A 22014-nucleotide genomic window follows, 5' to 3' on the forward strand; every position below is an offset into this window, starting at 1 on the left:
GGATGCGCCGAGGCGGTCGGAGACCGGCCACGGCGCCGGAACGCGGACGGGCTAGACCCCCTCCTCGTTCCCCCGACCCAAAGCCCACTTTTCCTTTCAGGCGGCGCGATCTGCCGCCGTTGGAGACCCTTCCCCCACGATCCGGGCCAGGATCGCGGCGGTATCAACACCCTCCCCGTGGGGCACGAAGACCCGGAGCTGGAAGGCGATGATCTCCGTGAAACACCCCATGGCCTTCAGCCCGTCGATCGTGCCCCGGTCGGCCCCGTCGATCTCGAGGCGGGCCGCGCCCGCGACCCGGCGGCGGGTGAGCGTGAGGCCCCGGCCCAGATCGACCGGCGCGGTGGACCCGAGCGCCGCCGTTAGCATCTCCTGCGGGGTTTTCGGGGTGCCGACCATAAAACGGGCTCTGAGCGCGGCCGCACCGTCCTCGCTGACTGTGCGGCCGATCATGCTCCCCTGCCCCTCGGGCGTGACCCGGTAGATGCGTTCGTTGCCCGAGGGGATGTCCTTCCAGATCGGCAGTAGCAGCCCGGTCAGCAGATAGAGCTTCGTCGTGGTCACCTTCGGCAGGCTATCGGCCTCCTCGTCCCAGAGGCGGCGGAACTCGGACGGCTCGATCTCTTCCCAGGCGGAAGCCTGGAACTTCCCTTCCTCGACATAGGTGGACCCGCTCGGCCGGGTCACCTTGCGCATGAGCGTGACAATCTCCTCGTCGTACATCTGCATCGGACGGGCTGAGATGAACGCCGCGCGACCCGACGCGCGGTTGATCATCGGCAACCTGTCGGGGTTCCGATCCAGCACCTCTTCTGCGGAGAGGATATGGACGGGGTCCGTCACCTCAAGTCCGATTATGCGCGTCACTGCTCTGGAGCGCGGACAGGTCCAGAGGTCTTCGGTCGAGACCTGCTCTATCCGCTCGCCACGCAGTGTCTCGACGCCGAGATCGAGCGTGCCAGCCGCCCGCGCCCGCTCGGTCTGATCGGCGATCCGGCTCATGAACTCGGCGAAGAGCGCGTTCTGCATGTGGATGGGCAGCGCCAGCACCCGGTTCAGGAAGCGTTGGATTGGTGGAAGCTCTTCGAGCAGCACGCCGTCCTGGTCGATCAGCCGCAAGGCGGTCCAATCGCAGAACTTCTCATAGCTCATGGCCCCGGCACGCCCGGCGGCCAGGTCGGCGTAATAGCCGCGCAGCGCACCCCTTGCGATCGGGCTCTCGAGATTGTCCTCCTCGCGGAACATGCCCTGCGAGCCGGTCTCGCGCTGGCCCTTGGTGAGCGCCCCCAGCTGATCGAGCCGCCGGGCGATGGTGGAGGTGAAGCGCTTCTCGCCATGCACATCCGAGGTGCAGACCCGGAAGAAGGGTGCTGACACTTGAGCCGAACGATGCGTGCGTCCTAGCCCCTGGATTGCCGCATCGGCCCGCCAGCCGGGCTCCAGCAGATAGTGGCGCCGCCGCTTCTGGTTCTTCGCCGTCTTTGCGGCATGATAGGACCGGCCCGTCCCGCCCGCATCGGAGAAGATGAGGATGTCCTTCTCGCCATCCATGAAGGCGCGGGTTTCCGAGGAATTGCTGTTGGCGCTGCGCTTTTCGATAAACAGGGCCCCGTCGCTGGATTTCAGGGATCGAATGGAGCGCCCGGTTACTTCGGCCACGGCCTCATCGCCGAAGGCCCAAAGGATCTGGTCGAGCGCGGCGGGAATAGGCGCAAGCGCCATCAGCTCCATCATCGCCGCATCGCGCAAGGCCTCGGCCTCGCGGGAGACGACCAGGGCACCGTTCGCATCCCGCAGCGGCTCGGCCACCATGTTTCCGTCGATCTCCACGAGCTTCTGGGCGTGGATCGGGAAAGCCTGTTCAAGATAGGACAGCACATAGTCGCGGGGCGTGAGCGCACCTTCCACCAGCTCGTCTTCGGGATCCATCGCCTCGAGGCGTCGTTTCAACAGGCTCTCGCCAGTCGAGACCACCTGGATGACGCAAGCATAGCCGTCCGCAACATCCTCTTCGATGGCGCGGATGACGGTCGGGGCTTTCATGCCCATCAGGAGGTGATTGAAGAAGCGCTGCTTGGTGCTCTCGAAGCGCGACTTCGCCGAGGCTTTCGCGGCAGAGGCGTTCGTCTGACCGGAGGCATCATTGACGCCTGTCGCGGTCAGCGCCGCTTCGAGGTTGTGGTGGATGGTCCGGAAAGCCCCGGCATAGGCATCGTAGATCTCGATCTGGGCGGGTGTGAGCGCATGTTCGAGCACGTCGTACTCAACACCGTCGAAGCTGAGCACCCGCGCGGTGTAGAACCCGAGCGTCTTCAGGTCGCGCGCCACGACTTCCATCGCAGCAACGCCCCCGGCTTCCATCGCCGAGACGAAGCTTTCGCGGCTCGGGAAGGGATATTCGGGCCCCTGGCCCCAGAGCCCGAGGCGGGAGGCATAGGCCAGGTTCTGCACGCTGGTGGCTCCCGTCGCCGAGACATAGAAGACCCGGGCCCGGGGAGCCGCGAGCTGCAGACGCAGCCCGGCGAGGCCCTGCTGGGAGGGTTTGACCCCCCTGCCCTCGTCGGACCCGGCGGCGTTCTGCATGGCATGGGCCTCGTCGAAGGCCAGCACGCCGTCGAACCCGTCGCCCATCCAGTCGAGAACTTGGCTGAGCCGGGTCCTCCCGCATTTGCCCGCCGACCGCAGCGTCGCATAGGTCACGAAAAGGATGCCGTCGCCCATCGGAATGGGTTGATCTGGCTTCCATTTGGAGAGCGGCTGGATGTCGGCGGGCGAGCCGCCGAGATCGGTCCAGTCGCGGATCGCGTCCTCGATGAGCGTGGTGGACTTCGAAATCCAGACCGCCTTGCGACGACCTGCGAGCCAGTTCACCAGGATGAGACCGGCGCATTCCCGGCCCTTGCCGCAGCCGGTACCGTCGCCAAGGAAATAGCCGAGGCGGTAGGCACACGCTTCCGGATCATCGTCGGCGCGGGTCATCCGGGTCTGGTCCTGGTCAATGGTAAACCGCCCCGGCAGGTCGCGCGCGTGGGCATCGTTCGCCATGAGGATGGTCTCGAGCTGGGCCTCGGAGAGATGGCCCTCCTCGATCAGACGGCCGGGCAGGCGCAGATCAGCGGCGGCTTCGCCGTTGGGTGCCGGAGGGGCAACCGAGGCCATGGCTATACTCTCGACCAGGGGGGTCGGATGTTCCCGGGCACCCTCAATCTCGATCCGCTGCGGACGATAGCGGGCATAGATGTCGGAGACGGGCGTGTTCTCGCGGGGGGTGTCGAGGCAGGTGAAGGCCAGCGGGATGGCGGCATGCGATTTGGGTTTGGCAGACGCCGCTTGGGCGATTGGGCGCTGACGTGCAACAGGGACACCGACCCGGCGCGACCCAGTCCGAAACTGCGCACCGGTTTGGATCGAGGGAGTGGCAGTGCGGGTTGCGGCGATATCATCGATGATTTGGCGCGCCGCGTCCAGATCGTCGACCATGGCGCGGACGATCTCGATCTCCTCCTGCACCTTGTCGAAGACCATGAGCTGGGTTTCGACGGTGGTGCCGAGTTTGCGGTAAACGTGGCCCGGAATAGTGAGCGCGAGACGGGGCTTTGCGATGGCCGAGGCCCGTGCCCAATGGGCCGCGTCTCGTTTTGGCGAAAATCCCATCGGCATGATCGCCGCGAGACGTCCGCCGGGTGCCAGCCGTTTGGCAGCGCCGATCAGATGTTTCGCCGCAATGTGCTTGTCGCGCGACCGATCGACCGATGAGGCGAAGGGCGGATTCATCACGATGACACCGGGAAGCTCGGGCACCGTCAGGAGATCATCAATATGTTCGGCGTCAAAGCCGGACACCTCGCCCCCGAACACCGCCTCGAGAAGCGCCCGACGGAAGGGATCGATCTCGTTCAGCATCGGTTTGCCACCCGCGCAAACTGCAAAACCAGCCAGCGCGCCGGTCCCGGCGGAAGGTTCGAGGACGGTTTCGCCGGGGCGGATGGCGGCAGCACGGATAGCCAGCGCCGCATAGGGCAGCGGCGTCGAGAATTGCTGGAGCCGGATTTGCTCTTCGGAGCGCCGGGTCTCCGTCAGGAGCCGTGAGGCGAGCAATCTGGCCGTCGCGAGCGCGTCCGAACCGCTGTCCCGCATGATCGCCGTCACCGTGGCGGCCTGCATCAGGTCATAGGCCATGCGCCACGACCACGCGCCGCCGGCATCGCTACCGCCGAAACTCTCGCGCATGATCCGAGCGAGCGATGAGCTCTTGAGCGGTTGCTTCTCAATCTCGCTGCCGATCAGGCGAATGGCCTGCAGAAGCTGTGGTTTCGATGGGAAATCGCGTGCGAGTGCCGGGCTTCGGTTGTCCATATCGTCTGTCCTTTGAGTCAGGTTGTGGGTCCGACAGGACAGAAAGCCGCCTCAGCGCTTTCAAACGCGCGGAGGCGGCTCAAGGCTGAACAGATAGCGATGTTGCCGGCGGTCAGGAATCGTTCCCGGCGAAAAACTCGGCCAGAACCGGACTCGCCTCACTCTTCGCCGAGCCGAGGAGCTCGGACCCGGCGAGCGAGGCTTTCGACAGGCGCACGAGGCCGCCTGTCTCCTCGATGCGGTAGCAGCGACGCTTTTGCCCTCCGCGCCGGTAATGGGTGGCGGTCACGATCTGGCAGGTGCTGCCATCGGTCAGCGTTACCGGTGCGGCCAGTTTGATCTTGTCACCCTCGTCGTAGTCCGGGATCGCCGCCCAGTCGCGGCAGCGCTGACGCCAGGCATGGGCATAGCTGTCGGGATCCTTCAACTCGGAGAGCAATGCCAGAAGGCTGAGCGGCGCGCGCGACTCCACGGGCCCGGCGCTCTCCTCCATGTCCTTGTAGCCCCAGCAGCCCTCGTCATAGCGGGTGAGGAACACGGCGCCGAAGGTGATCGACCCGTCGGCATCGGTCACGTAGGTTCTGTCTTCAACCGGCGCGCCATCGATGTTGGTGAGCCTCAAAGCTGCATACCAGGTCGACCCGAGTTTGGAGGCCTTGAGCAGCACTGTCTTGCGCGTATCCGTTTCGAACGTGCAAAGCCGGGCGATTTCTGCCTTCTCGTCCGCGTAGGTTTTGACGCGGCGGTCGGTGTAGAAGAGCCAACCCACTATGCCGCCCTCCGGTCATCGATTTCGATGAGCGCATCGAGCGGCACGCGGTAAGGCAGCATCTCGTCGAAATCCTCGCAATTGCCGCTATTCTGCACGAGGGCGTGGGTGTCGGTGGCGTCCTTCAGGATCACCCGGAACGTCCCGCCGAGACCGGAGGGCACGTCGTAGGTCCCGCCGATCAGATAGTCGGCGGCGCGACGCAGGAAGACGCGGATCGTGTGGCCATCGGTCGCCAGCCGAATCGTGTCATGACCACGGTCGATGAGCATTTGCACATCATCGAGAATGTCGGTGTAGAACTGGCCGGTCAGATCGCGGAACGCCGCCTGCCGCGCCGCCATCCAGCCCGGATCGCGGAACGGGTTGATGCCCTCGGCGAAGGCATGGGTGGGATCGGCGCGTTCGGTGGTGACGATCCGCGTCGTCGTGCCATCGATGCCGTTCGAGCGCAGATGGACGCCATTGCCGACGATCAGGATCAGGGCGGGTTTGCCCACCGGCCCGTTCCAGTTGGGAAGGAAGGTGGAGCAGCCGCGCGCATGCGCGATCTGCGCCGCGACGCTCGCCGCGGTGAAGCTAAGAAGTGCCATGGGTTTTACCTGTAAGATGGAGGGAGGGGTGCGACCCGCGCCTACGTTTCGGAGCGGGCCGCCTGTAGGGTCAGGCCGCTTCTGCGACTTCGGTTTCGTCTTCGGGTTTCTCGGCTGGCTCGACACCTGCCGTCTGCATCATCGGCGGGCACCAGGCCGCGACCGCCGCCCGCTGTGCATCCGTCAGCGTGGCGAAGGGCTCGGCGAAGAGCTTGTCGCAGAATTCGACGACTTGCTTCTTGGTCGAGGAGGCCAATGTCACCGCCTCCTGCGCGAGCCCCAGTTCCTCACCGAGGATCTTCAGAAGCCAGGCCTTCTTGAAGCGATTGAAGAGCGCCGCATTCGGTGTCCAATGCGCTCGGATGTCCGACATGATCTCGACTTCGAAGTCATGCATCAAGCTATCCCGCTGCCGGTCCCGTGAGAAGCAGGATTGTGTGGTTGCCGCCGTGGCATAGGCCACGAGTTTGGCCTTCTCGCCCGCATCGAGCGCCCGGAAGAGCGCGAACTGGTCTGCAGGGGATTTCGCGTCATCGGCCCAGGAGAGGTCGAGTGCGTCATGGGCCTCGGCCACCTGTTCAAGCGAGGTGCCGTCGATCTCGTCCATCTTGGCGTGGGTACGATACTCCTGGCGCGCATCGACCTTGATCGCTTGGGTGACGCCCAAACCGCTGGTCAGCACATCCGTGACCAATTTGAAGAGCGTGAGGTCGAGCGTCGCCTCTGGATGCATCGCCATGGCCGCGCCGAGCGCCATCGCCCGCTCGGTCTTCAGGTCCTCGGTGAGCGAGGCGGGATAGGTGATCTGATCGCCGTCTACGGCGCCCCTGTCGCTCGGTGCGCCGGTGCCTTTGCCAGACCGCTCCGCCTTGTCTTCAGGGCGCACCATCCCGACATGCAGGGAGATCTTGCCATGCGACCAGGAGGCGATCACGCCGGAGCGCGAAAGATCCTCGGTGCCATAGGCCTCCTGTAGGTCCCGCGCCTCAGCTTCCAGCGCGTCCACGCGTTCGTAGAGTTCATTGTACGCCTCTTCCTCGAGCTCTTCGTTCTCCATCTCGTGTTCGAGTTTCTCGAGTTCGGCGGCAATCTCATCGACACGCTTCTGGCCCTTCTCATCGGGCTCGACTGGACCCGGATAGACACGGCCATAGTCCGCCATGGCGGCATAGTCGTACTGGATGACCGCATCGGCCCAGGCAAAGCCGATCTCTGCCCGCGCCTCTTCGGCGGCGGCGGCGAGTTTTTCGAGCAGGATCGTTTCGACCAGCGCGGAATCCTCCAGCACGGAATGCTCGTCCAGGAGATCGGCCGCGATGGCGCCGCCACGCGCCTCGTAGTCCTTCCGCACGAAGGCGCCGATATCGTCGCTGACCTGCACACCGCGGGACTTCAGCGCGTTGCGGACGGTATGGGCCTGGACATAGTTGTCCTCCCTGGTGAGCGCCTCGAAGACCTCGCGTTGCACCTCCTGGCTCGGGTGATCGGCGAAGGCTTTCATCGTGTCGAGGGTGATCGATTTGGCGCGGGCCGCGGCACGGATGTCGGGATGGATGAGCCCGTAGCGCAGCCTGCCTTTGACGGCGGCGACGGTTGTGCCGAAGGTCTTGGCAATCGTCTCGGGAGTCTGGCCGTCGACCTCCATCATCCGCGCGAAGGCCTCGAACTCGTCGATGGCGTTCATCGGCGCCTGGGTGATGTTCTCGGCGAGCGACAGCGCGGTGGTCACATCGCAATCGTCAGGGACCAAACGGCAGTCGATCTTGGTGCGGTTCGTGAACCCTTTGGCGGTTTTGTCGGCGACCAGCTCCAGAAGCGCCGCATGGCGCCGGCCACCGGCGAGCACCCCGAACTTGCCACCGATCTTCTGAACGAGCAGCGGCTGAAGAAGGCCCAGAACGGCGATGCTGGCCTTGAGATGCGCGATATTCTCCGAGGCATAGGTCTCGGGGGAATTGGTCCGTACGTTCGCGGGATGCGGGCAGAGGTCGCCGATGGCGACGGTGGTAGTTTTGAATGTGTGAGTCATGACATGTCCTTCTCGACGTGTTTGAGAGGGCCGCGCGGGTCTTCGCGCAACCAATCCCCGGATCCGGGAACCAACAGGACAAGAGGCCCACTTCCGTAATGGGGCGGGCCTCTGTCAAGGGTATCGGGCAAGTCAAGAACTCCGGCGAAGAACTCATTCTTCACCGGTTGTAAGACACAGATTCAAAAGCCTACTTTTTCTTTTTCACTGCAACCGCACGTCAGTACTTAAGGGTACCCCCTGTCCGGGCTTCGCTCTTCCGTCCGTAGTCAGCCATCGGCCGCCACTCTATGCCTGGTTCAATTCTGCTCCCTGGGTGCCCATCTTTCCCGCGTATTCAGCGCTAGCTGATAACCAGCGGGCCTGCGGCATCTCCAGGAACCTCGTCCCGGCAAGGGACCTCGACGTACCTGTAGTCAGGTGCAGCTCATACCTCCGTCTCGAAAAGCCTTGGAACGTCTCGCTCAGGCTATTGCGCCGGAGCTCTGCGTGTAGCGAAACGGCGTTCCGTCGATCCACATGCGGTGCAATACAACTCCAATTCGTCGAGCGAGAGCAATCAGGGCTCTCTTCGATCCGCGCCTGTGTGCCACTCTACGTCCCCAGGCCTGGAGCCAGTTCGGAGCGCCTCGATGCATCAGGATCATCGCCGCCTGATACAGAGCCGTGCGTAGGCCGCGATCGCCGGTTTTGGTGATCTGTCCGACGATATCCATTTCCCCCGATTGAGTGCGCCTCGGCGTCAAACCCGCCCACGGACCGACGTCTTTCGATCGCGCGAAGCGGGTCGGGTCATCGATCGCGGATCTTACGGTCAGAGCAACGATTGGGCCGACACCCGGCATCGTCGTCATCAGGCGGCATACATCGTCGTGCTTTGCCAACCCAGTGATCATCGTGTCCAACGCCGCCAGCTCGGCCCGCAATTGCTCCCGTGCACGCAGAAGCGTCGACGCCGAGGCGGACAGGATTTTGTTCTCGGCAACCAGTTCTCTCACCCGGTCATCGTATCTGATTCGGGTGACGTGTCCGAGCTTCAGGCCAAAGTTCCTGAGAACACCTCTCATTGAGAGTTCGATGTTGATGATCGCCTGCTGAAGAGACTTTCGCGCCGTCAGCAGAGCGCGGATTTCCTGGGAGGACACAGATTTGCGGTGCACCGGCCGGTACCAACCCATTTGCAATAATCGAGCAATCCCCTGGGCATCGCGCCTGTCGGTCTTGATCGGCATTGCTTTCAAGGCGGCTTTTACCAACCGCGTTTCCATCAGGATCACGTCAAATCCGGCGTCTTCGATCCCTTTGCTCAGCCATTGGGAAAGCGGTCCGGCTTCAAGCCCGATGGCATCAATCGTGTACGGCAGCGAGCCGATTGCAAGCACCAAGGCTTCAGGCTCGCTGGCCGCTTGGAATTCTTTAACAACTTTACCCTGCGGTCCCAGCACACAAATCGCAGTGCTTGCCAGTGAAACGTCCAATCCGATAAATACATTCATGTCGTTGCCCTTCTATTCTCAGGAATTGAGGCGCATGGAGACATACGACCTCGTAGACGCGCTGCAGGCGCATCAAGGGCAACGGCACTTCAAGTCATCCTGACAGACAAGCGAAACGTGTTCGATTCGCCGACAGCCCCATTACGGCATCTTTCCCTTTCGGAGGGTCAGCGGGCCTGTCGGTGATGGAAGGTTGGGGTGCGGCCCGCCCTACCAGTCGCGCGCCATCATGACGGTCAGCACGCGCATGGTCGTCTCGGGATTGTCGGGTGCCTCGGCGCCATAGCGGAAGTCAGAGCTGGCCTCGTAGTGATCCAGCTTCCAGAATACGGTTTCGCCCCGGATCGTCACGGCCCCGAAGTCGTGCCAGCCTTCCGGATCATTGTCCGGCTCGAATGTATCGAACGCACCGGTGGCCTGGACGGCCTCTGTGACGAAGCCATCGCCTGCCTCGATCAGGGACTGGGTCACGACGAGGCGGCCCTGGATCTGCTGATCCGGGGTGATGCCAAGGCAGGCAAACCTGCGGAAAGCGTCGTTCTGGGATGCGATGACAGCCGCGTTCGGACGCGAATAGTCTGCGGGTTCAGGATGGCTCATGGGTCTGTCCTTTCGGGATGGGTTGAAACCACCAAACCCAAAGCCAGTTTTTCCTTTCACCACGCCCTACCAGCCCGGACAGCCCCGGCCTCAAGCGGCCTGTTCCCCCTGCCCCGCCTCCGACGCGGCGACGAGATAGTCACAGGCACGCTGCGCGTCCGCCGCATGTTTGAAGATCGCCCGCTTGTCAGACCGGAGCACGCGGACCCAGTTGTCGAGATAGGCCGCGTTCAGCTCCAGCGTATGCGCGGAGAACCCCAGCTTCTGACCCAAGAACACCGTGCAGAGCTCGGCCACAATCTCTTCCCGTGCGTAGGCGGTGTTGCCGAACCGCGCATCGCCATAGCTGCGGTTTAACCGATGCCGGGGTTTCGTCCAGTGGCCCAGCTCATGACCCCAGACGGCGTAGAAATTCCGCGGGTTCTCGAAGAGCTCGATCGGGGGCATGTAAATCTTGTCGAGATTCGGGACGTAACATGCTTCCCGACCAGAGAAGCTGACATTGGCACCGATTGCCTCGAAGAAGCTCTGCATATGCGGGATCGGTGCGCGTTCGGGATGAACTTCCGGTTCGGCCGCAGCGGGATGGAAGCGAGGGTCCAACCCCTCGATCTGATCGGCGTTGAAGACGCGGTAGGATTTCATGAAGGGGATGGTTTTGGGATCTTCGGTTTCCGCCTGGTCGCCGTGGGCGCTTTCGGCCTGCTCGCGCTCGGCCGTCCCGTAGTAGACGACCACCGACGATTTCGAGCCCTTGATGACTTTCGCATCGAGCTCGTTCGCCTGCCTCAACGTCATCCAGTAAGGCGAGGCGTATCCGGCCATCATGGTGCGCATAGTCAACAGGAAGTTATTGACGCCCTGGTAGGGTTCGCCGTTCAGGCGGAGCGGCACGGAACTGCCGCCGACCGTCCATGGCTTGCGCCAGGGCAGCACGCCCCGGTCAATGATGTCGATGAGTTCGTTGGTGATCGACGCTGCAGCGTCGAACTTGCGTTTGCTAGACTTGGACATGAAATATCTCCGATGTTTGGGGAGCGCGCGGCAGCCGCGCGCGGATCGGACAAGGGTGGTGAGCGACGCCGCGCGGGGGTACGGGTGCTGTCCGCATTCCCGCCAGACCCATCACTCCACCTCCGGATCCGACTTTCTCAAGGCCTGCTTTGACTTTCCGGAACCCGGTCATCCCGTGGTTGGATCGACCGTCAGAACGCGGACCGCCCGCCAGGAACCCGTCCTGATGCACCAACAGGAAGCCTTTCAGTGCGACGTAAGCGCTTCCCGCACACTTCGGCGGTGTCTCAGGGCAAAACCTGCTGATGGCGGGCAGATCGGGTTGCGGTGTCGGGCCGAAACCTTAGAAGGGCAGACGCGCGGGGCGCGTGCTATCTCGCGTGCGGCCCGGAACCGCTTCCCACCCTTAAACTCCCGGAGTATTTCAATGATCCGCCATGTAGTATTCTTCACTGTCCCAATCGACGGCAACCTCGACGCGGTTCGGAAGGGATTGCAGATCCTGACGCGGATTCCCCATGCGAAGCACCTCGAGATCGCTCTGAACCGAAAGACGGATCCGGCCAGCAAGGAAGTCGATGTTGTCGTCTACGGAGAGTTCGTGGATGACGCGGCGCTGGCCGCCTACAAGGCGCACGAGATCTACGCCGAATCCATCCGGCGCGTGAAACCCCTCCGCGAGATGCGCTTCGCGGTGGACTACGACACCTCTCAGGCCTTCGTAACGGCCGATGAAGAGGCCTGACCCCTCGAGGGTACCAGTAGAGGCCAAATCGGACGCTCACCGCCTCCTGCTGCGCGACGATTGGGCAGGCACCGAGATGCGGTTCACCGCACCTCGCGAGTTTATCTACGCCGACCATGTTGACGAGATGCCACGGGCCTTGGACCGCATGGAACGCGTGCGGACCGCGGGCCAATGGTGCGCGGGCTACGTGAGCTACGAGACAGGCTGTGGCCTTGATCCGCGCAATACAGTCCCTGCGCGCTGGAGGGACGTCCGCGTGACATCGACTGCGGGGCCATCGAATTCATAGATCCTTCTGGCCTGGTGCGCGGCAATGTCTCCATCCGTCCGCAACCTCGCCTTCCAAAAGGGCGATGAGGCCATTTTCAAAGTGTGAGGCGGCATCCTGTTCGATTCCGAGGTTCGCTCGGAATACGACGAATGCCTGCTGAAAGCCCGCTTCGCCTCTGGACCGGATCCAAAGTCTTGCCTGCGCACCGACGTCTGAGCCCATAATCGTATGACGGTGGCTTTCGGCACATGTTAGCGTGCGTCATTCAAATAAGACACCCCGCACACTTGCCCTTAGGTAAGTCGACCCGTAAACACCTCCCAGCCGACACCACCCGCGTGCGGTCGCGCCCTCCGCGGCGGCCCGAAATAACCTCAGGAACTCCGCTCTTGCTCGACCAGATCGCGCTGCGCGCCGAACTCGCCGATCACTACGATCTCTCTCCCTCCACCGACATCGCCCAGGCAAATGCTGACATTTTCGCCCGGATGGACCGTGTCGTGACGCCCCCAGACTGGGCGATCTACGCGCCCTATGTCGCGGCGATCAACAAGCTGAAAAAGGAACGCAACGCGGTTATCCTGGCGCATAACTACATGACGCCCGAGATCTACCACGGCATCGCGGACGTGGTTGGCGACAGCCTTCAGCTGGCGATCGAGGCGACCAAGGTAAAGGCAGACGTCATCGTCCAGTGCGGCGTGCATTTCATGGCCGAGACCTCGAAGATCCTGAATCCCTCCAAGACGGTGCTGATCCCCGACATAGAGGCCGGCTGTTCCCTGGCCGAAAGCATCACCGCCGAAGGCATCGCCGAAATGCGCGCCAAGTATCCCGGCGCGCCGGTGGTCACTTATGTGAACACCACGGCCGAGGTGAAGGCGGCATCCGACATCTGCTGCACGTCCTCCAACGCGGTGCAGATCGTGCGCGGGCTGGACGCGGACACCGTCATCATGACGCCGGACAAGTACCTGGCGCAGAACATCGCCAACCTGGTGCCCGAGAAGAACATCGTGTGGTGGGACGGTGCCTGCATCGTGCACGAACAATACACCGCGCAGGACCTGAAGGACTTTCGCGAATGGAACCCGGGCACGCGGATCATCGCGCATCCCGAATGCCCGCCGGATGTCGTGGCCGAGGCCGATTTCTCCGGCTCGACCAGCGGGATCATCGACTATGTGACGCAGCAGCGGCCGGAAAAGGCGATGCTTGTGACGGAATGTTCGATGGCCTCCAACATCTCGGACGCGCTGCCGGATGTGGATTTCGTCGGGCCCTGCAACATGTGCCCCTACATGAAGAAAATCACGCTGGAAAAGGTGCTGTGGTCGCTGCACACGATGGAAGGCGCGGTCGAGGTCGACCCGGAGATCGCCGACAAGGCCCGCGTTGCCGTTCAGCGCATGATCGATCTGTCCGCAAAAATGGCCGGCTAGGGCGATGACCCCGATCGAAACGCCGATCGAAACGGGCCGCGTGATCATCGTCGGCGCGGGACTGGCGGCGCAATATGCGGCGCTGAAACTGGCCCCGCGTCCCGTGCTGATGATCTCTCCCGAGGCTTTGGGGACGGGCGCGTCCTCGGCCTGGGCGCAGGGTGGCGTGGCGGCAGCGATGGACCCGGCGGACAGCGCCGATGCCCATGCCCGCGATACCGTCACCGCCGGCGCGGGTACCGTCGATCCAGGCGTGGCCTCTTCCGTCACCGCCGAGGCGCGCGATCACATCCTTGACCTGACCGGGCTGGGCACGCCCTTCGACCGCACCGCCGACGGATCCTATGTTCTGTCGCGCGAGGCGGCGCATAGCTTCGCCCGCGTCGTGCGGGTGCAGGGCGATCAGGCCGGGGCGGAAATCATGCGCGCCCTGACCGTCCAAGTGCGCGAGGCGGACCATATCCAGGTGCTCGAAGGCGTCATGGCCACGGCGCTTGAGGTATCGGGCGGCCGCGTCACCGGCGTAGCCGTCGTCCGCTGCGATCAGGGGCAAAGCGCCAGCGTCACCCTGCGCGGCACCGCCGTGCTGCTGGCGGGGGGCGGTTCGGGCGGGCTTTATGCCCTTACCACCAACCCGCCGCGCATCCGGGGTCAGGTGATCGGCATGGCCGCCCGCGCCGGTGCACAGATCGCCGATGCGGAATTCGTGCAGTTCCACCCGACGGCCATGGCCTGCGGCCTTGATCCCGCCCCCCTGGCGACCGAGGCACTGCGCGGCGAAGGGGCCGTTCTGGTCAACCGCCACGGCGACCGCTTCATGGTGGAGGCGCATCCGGATGCCGAACTGGCCCCGCGCGACATCGTGGCCCGCGCCGTCTATGCCCAGACACAGGACGGGCTGGCCCCCGCGCTGGACACCCGCGCGGCATTGGGCGCGAAGATCCTGACAGATTTCCCCGCCGTCGCCGCCGCCTGCCAGCAGGCCGGGCTGGACCCGGTGACGCAGGTGATCCCCGTGGCCGCCGCCGCGCATTACCACATGGGCGGCGTGGCGACGGATGCCGACGGGGCCAGCACCCTGCCCGGCCTCTGGGCCTGTGGAGAGGTCGCCTCGACCGGGTTGCATGGCGCGAACCGTCTGGCCTCGAACGGGCTGCTTGAGGCGCTGGTCTATGGCCGCCGCTGTGCGCTGGCGATCGACGCCGCCCTGCCCGCGCCCAGGGCGGCCGCGCCCGTCACCCTGCCCGATCTTCCCGCCGCCGAAACGCCCGACCCTGCGCTGGTCACCCGGCTGCGGCAGGCGATGACCGATGGTGCCGGCGTGATCCGCACGGCCGGCGGGCTGACCCGCACGCTGACCGACATCGCCGCGATCGAAGCCGCCCAACCCGGGTGCGAGACGCTGGCCAACATGACCGCCACCGCCACCCTGATCGCCGCCGCCGCGCTGTTGCGCCGCGAAAGCCGGGGCGCGCATTTCCGGTCGGACTTTCCCCACCCCGATGGCGCAACCGGCATACGGTCGCTGATGACCCTGACCGACGCGTTGGCGATCCGCGCGACCATGACCCGAAAGGAACCGGCATGAACCAGAGCGCAACAATGCCCCCCCTGCCCGACCTGATCCTTGAACCGCTGGTCCGCGCCGCGCTGATCGAGGATCTGGGCACCTACGGCGACATCACCACCCGCACCGTCATTCCTGCCGGCACCACCTATGCCGCGCGGCTGAATGCCCGCGAACCGGGCGTGGTTTCGGGTCTGCAAATGGCCGCGCTTGCGTTCCGGCTGGTCGATCCCGCGCTGCAGATCACCACGCACAAGGTCGATGGCGACGTGATCGCGCCGGGCGACCTGCTGATGGAGATCACGGGCGACGCGGGTTCGATCCTGTCGGGCGAACGGGTCGCGCTGAACTTTGCCGGGCGCATGTCCGGCATCGCCACGCTGACCGCCGCCTTCGTGGCCGAAACGCGCGGCACCGACGCCCGCGTGACCTGCACCCGAAAGACGACCCCCGGCCTGCGTATCGTGGAAAAACAGGCCGTTCTGCATGGCGGCGGGTTCAACCATCGCTTCGGCCTGTCCGACGCGATCCTGATCAAGGACAACCACATCGCGGCCGCCGGTGGCATCCGCCCCGTGCTGCAATCGGTCAAGGCGCGGGCATCCCACATGATCCGCTGCGAGATCGAGGTCGACCGCCTGGACCAGCTGGCCGAGGTCCTGGACGAGGGTGGCGCAGACGTTGTTCTGCTGGACAACATGGACACGTCAATGCTGGCGAAGGCGGTGGACATGACCGCCCGTCAGGTGGTGCTGGAGGCCTCGGGCAACATGAAGCTGGACCGCATCGCCGAGGTCGCGGCGACGGGCGTGGACTATATTTCATCCGGTGCGCTGACCCATTCGGCGCAGGTGCTGGACTTGGGACTGGACTTCTGAGTCCACAACCCATCACGCACATATATGGCTTTTTCTTATATTGAATCGCAATAATATTACGCTGCACTTGCGAAATAATGTCGAACCGGGTAACCCCACGGAAGCCTGTCTGAGGAGGACCGACATGAGCCAATCCGCCCCGCAACGCAGCCTCACCGCGTCCGACATCCGTGCGCGCAAGGGGGCCGATCCGCTGGTCTGCCTGACCGCCTATACGACCCCCGTGGCACAGCTGGCGGACGCGGACTGCGATCTGGTTCTGGTCGGTGACAGCGTCGGCATGGTGCTGCACGGGCTGCCCTCGACCCTCGGCGTGACGATGGAGATGATGGTGCTGCACGGCCGCGCCGTCGCCCGTGGCCTCAGCCGCGCGCTGATGGTCGTCGACATGCCCTTCGGCAGCTATGAGGAAAGCCCGGCCCAAGCCTTTCGCAATGCCGCCCACTTGATGGCGGAAACCGGTGCCGGCGCAGTCAAGCTGGAAGGCGGCGCGCATATGGAGGACACGATCCGCTTTATCGTCGATCGCGGCATCCCCGTCATGGCCCATATCGGCCTGACGCCGCAGGCAGTAAACGCGCTTGGCGGCTACAAGGTGCAGGGGCGCGGCGCAGATGCGGACCGGATCCTGGAAGACGCCCGTGCGGTGACCCGCGCCGGGGCCTTCTCGGTCGTGCTGGAAAAGGTGCCCGCCGCTCTGGCGGATCAGATCACCGCGGGTATCGACATTCCCACGGTCGGCATCGGGGCGTCCGCGGGCTGTGACGGGCAGATCCTGGTGATCGACGACATGCTGGGCCTTTTCGACGCCTTCAAGCCGAAGTTCGTGAAACGCTATGGCGACCTGGCCAGCGAGGCGCGTACCGCCATCCGCACCTACGCGGAAGAGGTCCGCGCCCGCAGCTTCCCCGCCCCCGAACATGTCTTTTCCCAGGAGGAACCAGGCACATGAAGATAATCCGCACCAAGGCCGAGCTGCGCGCCCTCACGCAAAGCTGGCGTCGCGCCGGGGACAGCATCGGTGTGGTGCCGACCATGGGCGCGCTGCATGCCGGTCATCTGAGCCTGGTCGACCGCGCCTGCGACGAGAATGACCGGGTGATCGTGACACTGTTCGTGAACCCCAAGCAGTTCAACAACCCCGAGGATCTGGCCAAATACCCCAGGACCGAGGACAGCGATGCCGAAAAGCTGACGCCCTATGGCGCGGATGTCCTCTATGTGCCCGACGGCCCGCAGATGTATCCCGACGGCTTTGCCACGACGATTTCGGTGACCGGTGTCAGCGCGGGCCTGTGCGGCGGGGCGCGGCCGGGGCATTTCGACGGCGTGGCCACGGTGGTGACCAAGCTTTTCCTGCAGTGCGATGCCGACCGGGCATATTTCGGGGAAAAGGATTACCAGCAGCTGCAGGTGGTGACCCGCCTGGCCGAGGATCTGGACCTGAAGACCGAGATTGTCGGCTGTCCGACCATCCGCGAGGAAGACGGCCTCGCCATGTCGTCGCGCAACCTCCGGCTCGGGCCCGGGCCACGCGAAATTGCGCCGGTGATCGCCCAGGTCCTGGACGACGCCGCGCGTGTCATCTCCCGCGGCGGACAAGTTGCGCAGGCCCTCGATAACGCCAGGGCGGCGCTGCTCTCTGCCGGGTTCGACACGATCGACTACCTGGAGTTGCGCAGCGATCCCGACCTCAAGCTGATGACCAGGGCAGACCGCCCCGGTCGCCTTTTCCTGGCCGCCTGGCTCGATGGCGTGCGCCTGATCGACAATGTCCCTGTCGCGGGTCTCGCAAGCGTCCCGACTCCCGAAGATCACCCGCTCGAACCGGCCTGACCGGGCCGCCGCCTCTCAGCCCTGTGCCCGCAGCCCGGACCGCGCGAGGGCGGCGATCAGATCCGTCCTGGTGACGATGCCGACGATCCGGCCCTTTTCAAGGACCGGCACCGCATCGACATCACCATCGGCCATCATCGGCAGGAGCACCCCGACCGGAGTCGCCGGTACCGCCCGAGGCCCGGCGACGCTCATGATGTCCTTGGCTCGGACCGGCTGCGTGCGACCCTGGTCGATCAGGCGCCGAAACGCCGCGAGATATCCACGGTCGAGCCGAAGCGCATCCTCGCGCGCTCGGTCGATCAGGTGCATCTGGAAGATCACGCCAAGATAACGCCCCTCGACCCCGGTCACCGGAAGCGAGGTAAAGCGATGATGTCTGAACAGGTCCGCAATCTTTGACAGCGGAGTGTCCGGGCCAATGGTCACCAGATCACGCGACATGACGTCGGTCGCCAGAAGCGGACCTGTCCGGTGCGCGGCGGCCTGCAACTCGGCCGCGCCGATCAATCGCGCCAGATCCTCGACACCCGAGTTGAACGACTGGCGATAGCGATCCAGAAGCTCCGTCAGTTCTTCTCGGGACAGCCCGATGCGCTTGGCGGGATCGGGATCTTCGGTGCGGTGGCGACTTGGCTCATCGAACTGGCGGAATGGATATCTGCGCCCCGTGAGCCGGGCGTAGATCGCAGCACAGACGAACAGCGCGAGGGTGCCCGTGGCGACGGGCGCGATCGCGAACCAGAGTCCAAGTCGCTCGACCGCCTCCGGGCTCATCGTCGCTGTCATGGCGACCGCACCCGCCGGGGGATGGATCGCGCGACACAGGATGCCGACCGTAATCGTCAGCCCGACCGCAAGGGCGATCCGCAGGACAGGGTCAGCGACCACGGAACAGACCACCACACCGACCAGTGCCGCGAGAGTGTTGCCCACCACCGCCGACCACGGCTGCGCCAACGGGCTGTTGGGCACTGCGAACAGCAGGACCGACGTCGCACCGAACGGGGCAATCAGGTAAAGGCCAAGCGTCAGGTCGACCACGGGCGACAACAGGAATGCGCCCGTCACCCCAAGCCCGATCAGGGCGCCGATCCCGGCGCGAAGGGCTCCGGCTGGCGAGGGGCGGCCAATAACCGGGCCAAGCGAACGGAACAGGGACTCCATGACTGCTGCCTTGTCTGTTTTGCCTAAAGTTTCAGCAAGCGACGGCAGTCGCAAGCACATCCGCACGGCATTGAACCGGGCGCTCAGCCTGATAAGCTGCCGCTCACCTAGGGGTGTCCCGACAAGGGGCTGAGATATCGCTGGCGATTGCAGCGCGGTGACCCTTTGAACCTGATCCGGATCATGCCGGCGAAGGGACAGGATCGCAGCGCTCTCTTGCCCTTGCCGGCCTCAGAATGACGAGGCCGCCTTGCCATATCAACCGACAGACCCGCGCCCGATCCCGGCGGCCATCGCCGTAGTCGTGCGCGACACCCAGGTCCTTCTCGTGCGTCGCGCCAATCCGCCCGATGCGGGCCTTTGGGGATTTCCCGGCGGCAAGATTGACCAGGGCGAACCCCTGTTCGACGCAGCCATCCGCGAACTGGCCGAGGAGACCGGCGTTTCCGCAGACCCGCTGCGGGTGATCACGGCGCTCGACGCCTTTGATCACGACGGCACCGGCACCTTGCGCCGCCATTTCATCCTGATCGCCGTTCTGTTCCGCTGGATCGCCGGGGTTCCGGTTGCCGCAGATGACGCGCTCGAGGCGCGCTGGATCGACCTTGCCGCGCTGACGGATGGCAGCCTCGCGCTCAGCCGCGATGTCGGCGCAGTTGCGGACCAGGCCGCAGCCCTGATGGCGGGGGCACCGACATGATCGCCAACGTCCTGACCATTGCGGGCACGGACCCGTCCGGCGGCGCCGGCATCCAGGCCGACATCAAGACCATGTCGGCGCTTGGCGCCTATGCCTGTTCGGTCGTCACGGCCGTGGTGGCGCAAAACACCTGCGGCGTTCGGTCCTTCGTAAGCGGCGTCTACGCCCCACCGGAGTTCAGCTGGACGGCTTGAAGTTCCAGGGTAGCAGCTCGTCGATCCGGTGCGCAGGATGGCCTGCCGCGATCGCCTCGAGCGTCGCCTTGAGGTAGGCGAAGGGCTCGATCCCGTTGATCTTTGCCGTGGCGATGAGCGAGGCGATGCGCCCCCAGGTGCGTCCGCCTTCATCGTGCCCAGCAAAGAGTGCGTTCTTCCGTGTCAGGGCGATCGGCCTGATGAGGTTCTCCACGGCATTGGAGTCGATCTCGACGCGGCCGTCCTGCAGGAAGGTCTGCAGCCCGTCCCACTGCCGGTGGATGTAGGCGAGTTTCTCTCCGAGGCGGGACTTGGCGGAGACCCGGCGGCGCTGGAGTTGCAACCATTCGCCGAACTCGGCCACCAGCGGCGCGGTGCGTGTCTGTCTCGCCGACAGGCGCTGTCCCGGTCCCATGCCGCGGATCTCGGTTTCGATCCGGTAGAACTCGGCGATCCGGCGCAGCCCCTCGGCGGCGATCTCCGATCCATCACGGTCGAAGACTTCCTTCAGCTTCCGGCGGGCATGTGCCCAGCAGTGCGCAACCGTGATCGGCGCGCCGCCCTTGCGCGAGGGGCGCGTCAGCCGATCGTAGCCGGGATAGCCGTCCAGCTGCAGGATGCCGTCGAAGCCCTGCAGGATCTGCTCCGCGTTCACGCCGGCGCGGCTCGGGCGGTAAGTGAAGACCACGCCGGGCGGGTCATCGCCGCCCCAGCCCCGATCATCTCGGGCCAGCGCCCAGAGGAAGCCAGTCTTCGTCCTGCCTCGCCCGGGCTCCAGAACCGGCGCCGTCGTTTCGTCCATGAAGAGTTTGCCCGAGCCCTTCAGGTGCTCGGCGAGCCGGTCGACCACCGGGGCAAGGTGGAAGGCCGCGGTGCCGACCCAATCGGCGGGCGTGCTGCGCCGAAGGTCGATCCCGGAACGCGCGAGGATCTGGCTCTGGCGATAGAGAGGCAAATGGTCGGCGAACTTGGCGACGAGCACATACGCAATGGCGCCCTCGGTCGGCAGCCCGCCCTCGATCAGGAAGGCAGGGGCTGGCGCCTGGGTGACCCCTTCGGCGTAGGCACGGCAGGCATACTTGGGTCGAACCGTCACGATGACGCGGAGCTGGGCCGGCACGATGTCCAGCCGCTCGCTGCGGTCCTCGCCGATCCGGTGCATCGTGCCGCAGCCGCAGGGACACTCCAGGCTGGCCGGCTCGATCATCTGCTCGATCCGGGGGAGGCTCTCAGGCAGATTGCCCCGATTGCGGCGGGCGACCTTGGATCGCCGCGGACCGGACGAGGCCGTGGCGTCTTCATCCTGCTGGGCCTCTGCCTCGACGACGGCAGTTTCCAGATCTTCGAAGGCCAGCTGCCGCTCGTCCTCACTCAGTTTCTCGGACCTTTTGCCATGCACGACCTGGTTCAGTTCGGCGACGAGGTGCTCGAGGCGCTTGTTGGCTTCCCTGAGTGCATCACGCTCGCGCAGGACGGCCAGAACAGCGTCACGCTGGTCTTCCGGAATGGCCGACAGGTCGAGGGATAGGGCGCTGGACATGGGGGGATCATACCCCGCTCCTGCGTTCGTCAGACCGGCTTTCCCCGCCCTGAGTCACTCTGCCACAGCGGGGGCGCGCGTCTCCAGAGACCGCACCCGCCGCCAGTCCAGCCCGGCGAACAGCGCCTCGAACTGGGCGCGATTCAGGGTCATCGCACCATCCCGGATCGCGGGCCAGGTGAAGGTGCTCTCCTCCAGCCGTTTGTAGGCCATGACGAGACCGCTGCCGTCCCAGAACAGGATCTTCATCCGGTCTGCGCGCTTCGCCCGAAAGATAAAGACCGTCCCGGTGAACGGATCTTCGGTCAAGGTCGACTGCACCAAGGCTGCCAGTCCATCATGCCCCTTGCGGAAGTCTACCGGCTTCGTCGCCACCAGGATGCGGACCCCTTGGGACGGCATCAGCATGTGGGCGCTTCCAGAGCACGCACGATCGCGGCGATCCGATCTGCCGACGTGTCGGGCGACAGCTCTATCCGGGTCGTTCCCTTGACGATCCGGATCACCTGCTGGGGCTTCGCGTCGGAAGGCTCGGGCGTCTCCGTCGGATCGCAAATGACCAGAGGCGCGAAGGCCGGCTCTCCGAGCTCCGCCGGAGGGAGAACCAGCTGCCCCTGCTTTGCCAGACGCCGCCAAGCCGAGAGCTGGTTCGGGCGGATGCCATACTGACCGGCAACCGCATTCACAGTCGCACCCGGCTCCAGGGTCTCTGCCACAGCACGAGCCTTCACGTCGTCCGGCCAGCGCCGATGACCTGACCCGTAGATCTCGACGCCCAGAGATCTGAGAAACGAATTTGTCGCGCACATTGCGA

The 22014-nt window shown here is 64.7% G+C and carries 18 protein-coding genes, 1 pseudogene and 1 riboswitch; of the genes and pseudogenes, 8 read left to right on the top strand and 11 right to left on the bottom strand.

All coding sequences use genetic code 11. The features are described 5' to 3' along the window. Nucleotides 1-96 precede the first annotated feature (96 nt). The 7 genes from BOO69_RS22180 to BOO69_RS22210 form a co-directional block, all read right to left on the bottom strand. Complete coding sequence (locus tag BOO69_RS22180) at nucleotides 97-4356, bottom strand: bifunctional class I SAM-dependent methyltransferase/DEAD/DEAH box helicase (RefSeq protein WP_048534130.1); 4260 nt, start codon at nucleotides 4354-4356, stop codon at nucleotides 97-99. A 112-nt stretch (nucleotides 4357-4468) separates the two neighbouring features. Further along, the gene (locus BOO69_RS22185; protein WP_048534129.1) at nucleotides 4469-5125 is read right to left on the bottom strand and encodes a DUF6927 domain-containing protein; all 657 of its coding nucleotides are present in this window, start codon (nucleotides 5123-5125) and stop codon (nucleotides 4469-4471) included. Then, entirely contained in the window at nucleotides 5125-5718 is a 594-nt protein-coding gene (locus tag BOO69_RS22190; RefSeq protein WP_048534128.1) for a hypothetical protein, read from the bottom strand. Before BOO69_RS22190 ends, BOO69_RS22185 begins: the two co-directional genes overlap by 1 nt. A gap of 70 nt (nucleotides 5719-5788) precedes the next feature. Then, a complete protein-coding gene (locus BOO69_RS22195) occupies nucleotides 5789-7747 on the bottom strand; it encodes a ParB/RepB/Spo0J family partition protein (RefSeq protein WP_071974369.1) in 1959 nt (652 codons plus the stop codon). 464 nt (nucleotides 7748-8211) lie between these two features. Next, on the bottom strand, nucleotides 8212-9243 hold the full coding sequence (locus tag BOO69_RS22200) for an IS110 family RNA-guided transposase (protein WP_071972316.1): 1032 nt from the start codon (nucleotides 9241-9243) through the stop codon (nucleotides 8212-8214). Between the two features lie 210 nt (nucleotides 9244-9453). Then, nucleotides 9454-9843, bottom strand: coding sequence for a DUF3768 domain-containing protein (locus tag BOO69_RS22205; protein ID WP_028288511.1), 390 nt, complete (start codon nucleotides 9841-9843; stop codon nucleotides 9454-9456). 90 nt (nucleotides 9844-9933) lie between these two features. After that, nucleotides 9934-10857, bottom strand: a complete 924-nt coding sequence (locus tag BOO69_RS22210) for an ArdC family protein (RefSeq protein WP_048534124.1) — start codon at nucleotides 10855-10857, stop codon at nucleotides 9934-9936. A gap of 427 nt (nucleotides 10858-11284) precedes the next feature. On the opposite strand from BOO69_RS22210, the gene BOO69_RS22215 reads away from it, so the two are divergent. The 6 genes from BOO69_RS22215 (at nucleotide 11285) to panC (ending at nucleotide 17599) form a co-directional block, all read left to right on the top strand. Next, nucleotides 11285-11602, top strand: a complete 318-nt coding sequence (locus BOO69_RS22215) for a Dabb family protein (protein ID WP_028288509.1) — start codon at nucleotides 11285-11287, stop codon at nucleotides 11600-11602. 663 nt (nucleotides 11603-12265) lie between these two features. Next, nucleotides 12266-13318 (top strand): quinolinate synthase NadA, encoded by a 1053-nt coding sequence (gene nadA, locus BOO69_RS22220; protein WP_071974370.1) that lies wholly within the window; start codon nucleotides 12266-12268, stop codon nucleotides 13316-13318. A 4-nt stretch (nucleotides 13319-13322) separates the two neighbouring features. Continuing rightward, nucleotides 13323-14906 carry an L-aspartate oxidase gene (locus BOO69_RS22225; protein ID WP_071974371.1) on the top strand — a complete coding sequence of 528 codons (1584 nt, stop codon included), beginning with the start codon at nucleotides 13323-13325 and terminating at the stop codon, nucleotides 14904-14906. Beyond that, on the top strand, nucleotides 14903-15763 hold the full coding sequence (gene nadC / locus BOO69_RS22230; RefSeq protein ID WP_071974372.1) for a carboxylating nicotinate-nucleotide diphosphorylase: 861 nt from the start codon (nucleotides 14903-14905) through the stop codon (nucleotides 15761-15763). Before BOO69_RS22225 ends, nadC begins: the two co-directional genes overlap by 4 nt. A gap of 124 nt (nucleotides 15764-15887) precedes the next feature. Further along, nucleotides 15888-16715, top strand: coding sequence for a 3-methyl-2-oxobutanoate hydroxymethyltransferase (panB, locus tag BOO69_RS22235; protein ID WP_071974373.1), 828 nt, complete (start codon nucleotides 15888-15890; stop codon nucleotides 16713-16715). Continuing rightward, on the top strand, nucleotides 16712-17599 hold the full coding sequence (gene panC, locus BOO69_RS22240) for a pantoate--beta-alanine ligase (RefSeq protein ID WP_071974374.1): 888 nt from the start codon (nucleotides 16712-16714) through the stop codon (nucleotides 17597-17599). Before panB ends, panC begins: the two co-directional genes overlap by 4 nt. A gap of 15 nt (nucleotides 17600-17614) precedes the next feature. Here the strand turns inward: panC and BOO69_RS22245 are convergent, their stop codons facing one another. Continuing rightward, on the bottom strand, nucleotides 17615-18766 hold the full coding sequence (locus BOO69_RS22245) for an HPP family protein (RefSeq protein ID WP_071974375.1): 1152 nt from the start codon (nucleotides 18764-18766) through the stop codon (nucleotides 17615-17617). Nucleotides 18767-18865: 99 nt separating this feature from the next. Then, nucleotides 18866-18982, top strand: a riboswitch (TPP riboswitch). Between the two features lie 34 nt (nucleotides 18983-19016). Between BOO69_RS22245 and BOO69_RS22250 the strand changes: the two genes are divergently transcribed. Together BOO69_RS22250 and BOO69_RS22255 are read left to right on the top strand one after the other, a co-directional pair. After that, the gene (locus tag BOO69_RS22250) at nucleotides 19017-19466 is read left to right on the top strand and encodes an NUDIX hydrolase (protein WP_071974376.1); all 450 of its coding nucleotides are present in this window, start codon (nucleotides 19017-19019) and stop codon (nucleotides 19464-19466) included. Beyond that, nucleotides 19463-19612: pseudogene (locus BOO69_RS22255) on the top strand (bifunctional hydroxymethylpyrimidine kinase/phosphomethylpyrimidine kinase); the annotation flags it as partial. The gene BOO69_RS22250 and the pseudogene BOO69_RS22255, both read left to right, overlap by 4 nt. Nucleotides 19613-19643: 31 nt before the next feature. Here BOO69_RS22255 and tnpC read toward each other — a convergent pair. The 3 genes from tnpC to tnpA are packed head-to-tail and all read right to left on the bottom strand — an operon-like array spanning nucleotide 19644 to nucleotide 22009. Continuing rightward, nucleotides 19644-21200, bottom strand: a complete 1557-nt coding sequence (gene tnpC, locus BOO69_RS22260) for an IS66 family transposase (protein ID WP_071974377.1) — start codon at nucleotides 21198-21200, stop codon at nucleotides 19644-19646. A 54-nt stretch (nucleotides 21201-21254) separates the two neighbouring features. Next, entirely contained in the window at nucleotides 21255-21608 is a 354-nt protein-coding gene (gene tnpB / locus BOO69_RS22265; RefSeq protein ID WP_027264363.1) for an IS66 family insertion sequence element accessory protein TnpB, read from the bottom strand. Continuing rightward, a complete protein-coding gene (gene tnpA / locus BOO69_RS23585; protein ID WP_071974378.1) occupies nucleotides 21602-22009 on the bottom strand; it encodes an IS66-like element accessory protein TnpA in 408 nt (135 codons plus the stop codon). The genes tnpB and tnpA overlap by 7 nt, the downstream gene beginning before the upstream one ends. Nucleotides 22010-22014: the final 5 nt, after the last annotated feature.

Source organism: Sulfitobacter alexandrii (assembly GCF_001886735.1).
Lineage (GTDB): Bacteria > Pseudomonadota > Alphaproteobacteria > Rhodobacterales > Rhodobacteraceae > Sulfitobacter > Sulfitobacter alexandrii.

Bases quoted from the DNA above. Each gene is read 5' to 3' on its own strand.
- BOO69_RS22180 (WP_048534130.1), bottom strand. From the start codon at position 4,356: ATGGACAACCGAAGCCCGGCACTCGCACGCGATTTCCCATCGAAACCA.
- BOO69_RS22190 (WP_048534128.1), bottom strand. From the start codon at position 5,718: ATGGCACTTCTTAGCTTCACCGCGGCGAGCGTCGCGGCGCAGATCGCG.
- BOO69_RS22195 (WP_071974369.1), bottom strand. From the start codon at position 7,747: ATGACTCACACATTCAAAACTACCACCGTCGCCATCGGCGACCTCTGC.
- BOO69_RS22200 (WP_071972316.1), bottom strand. From the start codon at position 9,243: ATGAATGTATTTATCGGATTGGACGTTTCACTGGCAAGCACTGCGATT.
- BOO69_RS22205 (WP_028288511.1), bottom strand. From the start codon at position 9,843: ATGAGCCATCCTGAACCCGCAGACTATTCGCGTCCGAACGCGGCTGTC.
- BOO69_RS22210 (WP_048534124.1), bottom strand. From the start codon at position 10,857: ATGTCCAAGTCTAGCAAACGCAAGTTCGACGCTGCAGCGTCGATCACC.
- BOO69_RS22215 (WP_028288509.1), top strand. From the start codon at position 11,285: ATGATCCGCCATGTAGTATTCTTCACTGTCCCAATCGACGGCAACCTC.
- BOO69_RS22225 (WP_071974371.1), top strand. From the start codon at position 13,323: ATGACCCCGATCGAAACGCCGATCGAAACGGGCCGCGTGATCATCGTC.
- nadC (WP_071974372.1), top strand. From the start codon at position 14,903: ATGAACCAGAGCGCAACAATGCCCCCCCTGCCCGACCTGATCCTTGAA.
- panB (WP_071974373.1), top strand. From the start codon at position 15,888: ATGAGCCAATCCGCCCCGCAACGCAGCCTCACCGCGTCCGACATCCGT.
- panC (WP_071974374.1), top strand. From the start codon at position 16,712: ATGAAGATAATCCGCACCAAGGCCGAGCTGCGCGCCCTCACGCAAAGC.
- BOO69_RS22245 (WP_071974375.1), bottom strand. From the start codon at position 18,766: ATGGAGTCCCTGTTCCGTTCGCTTGGCCCGGTTATTGGCCGCCCCTCG.
- tnpC (WP_071974377.1), bottom strand. From the start codon at position 21,200: ATGTCCAGCGCCCTATCCCTCGACCTGTCGGCCATTCCGGAAGACCAG.
- tnpB (WP_027264363.1), bottom strand. From the start codon at position 21,608: ATGCTGATGCCGTCCCAAGGGGTCCGCATCCTGGTGGCGACGAAGCCG.
- tnpA (WP_071974378.1), bottom strand. From the start codon at position 22,009: ATGTGCGCGACAAATTCGTTTCTCAGATCTCTGGGCGTCGAGATCTAC.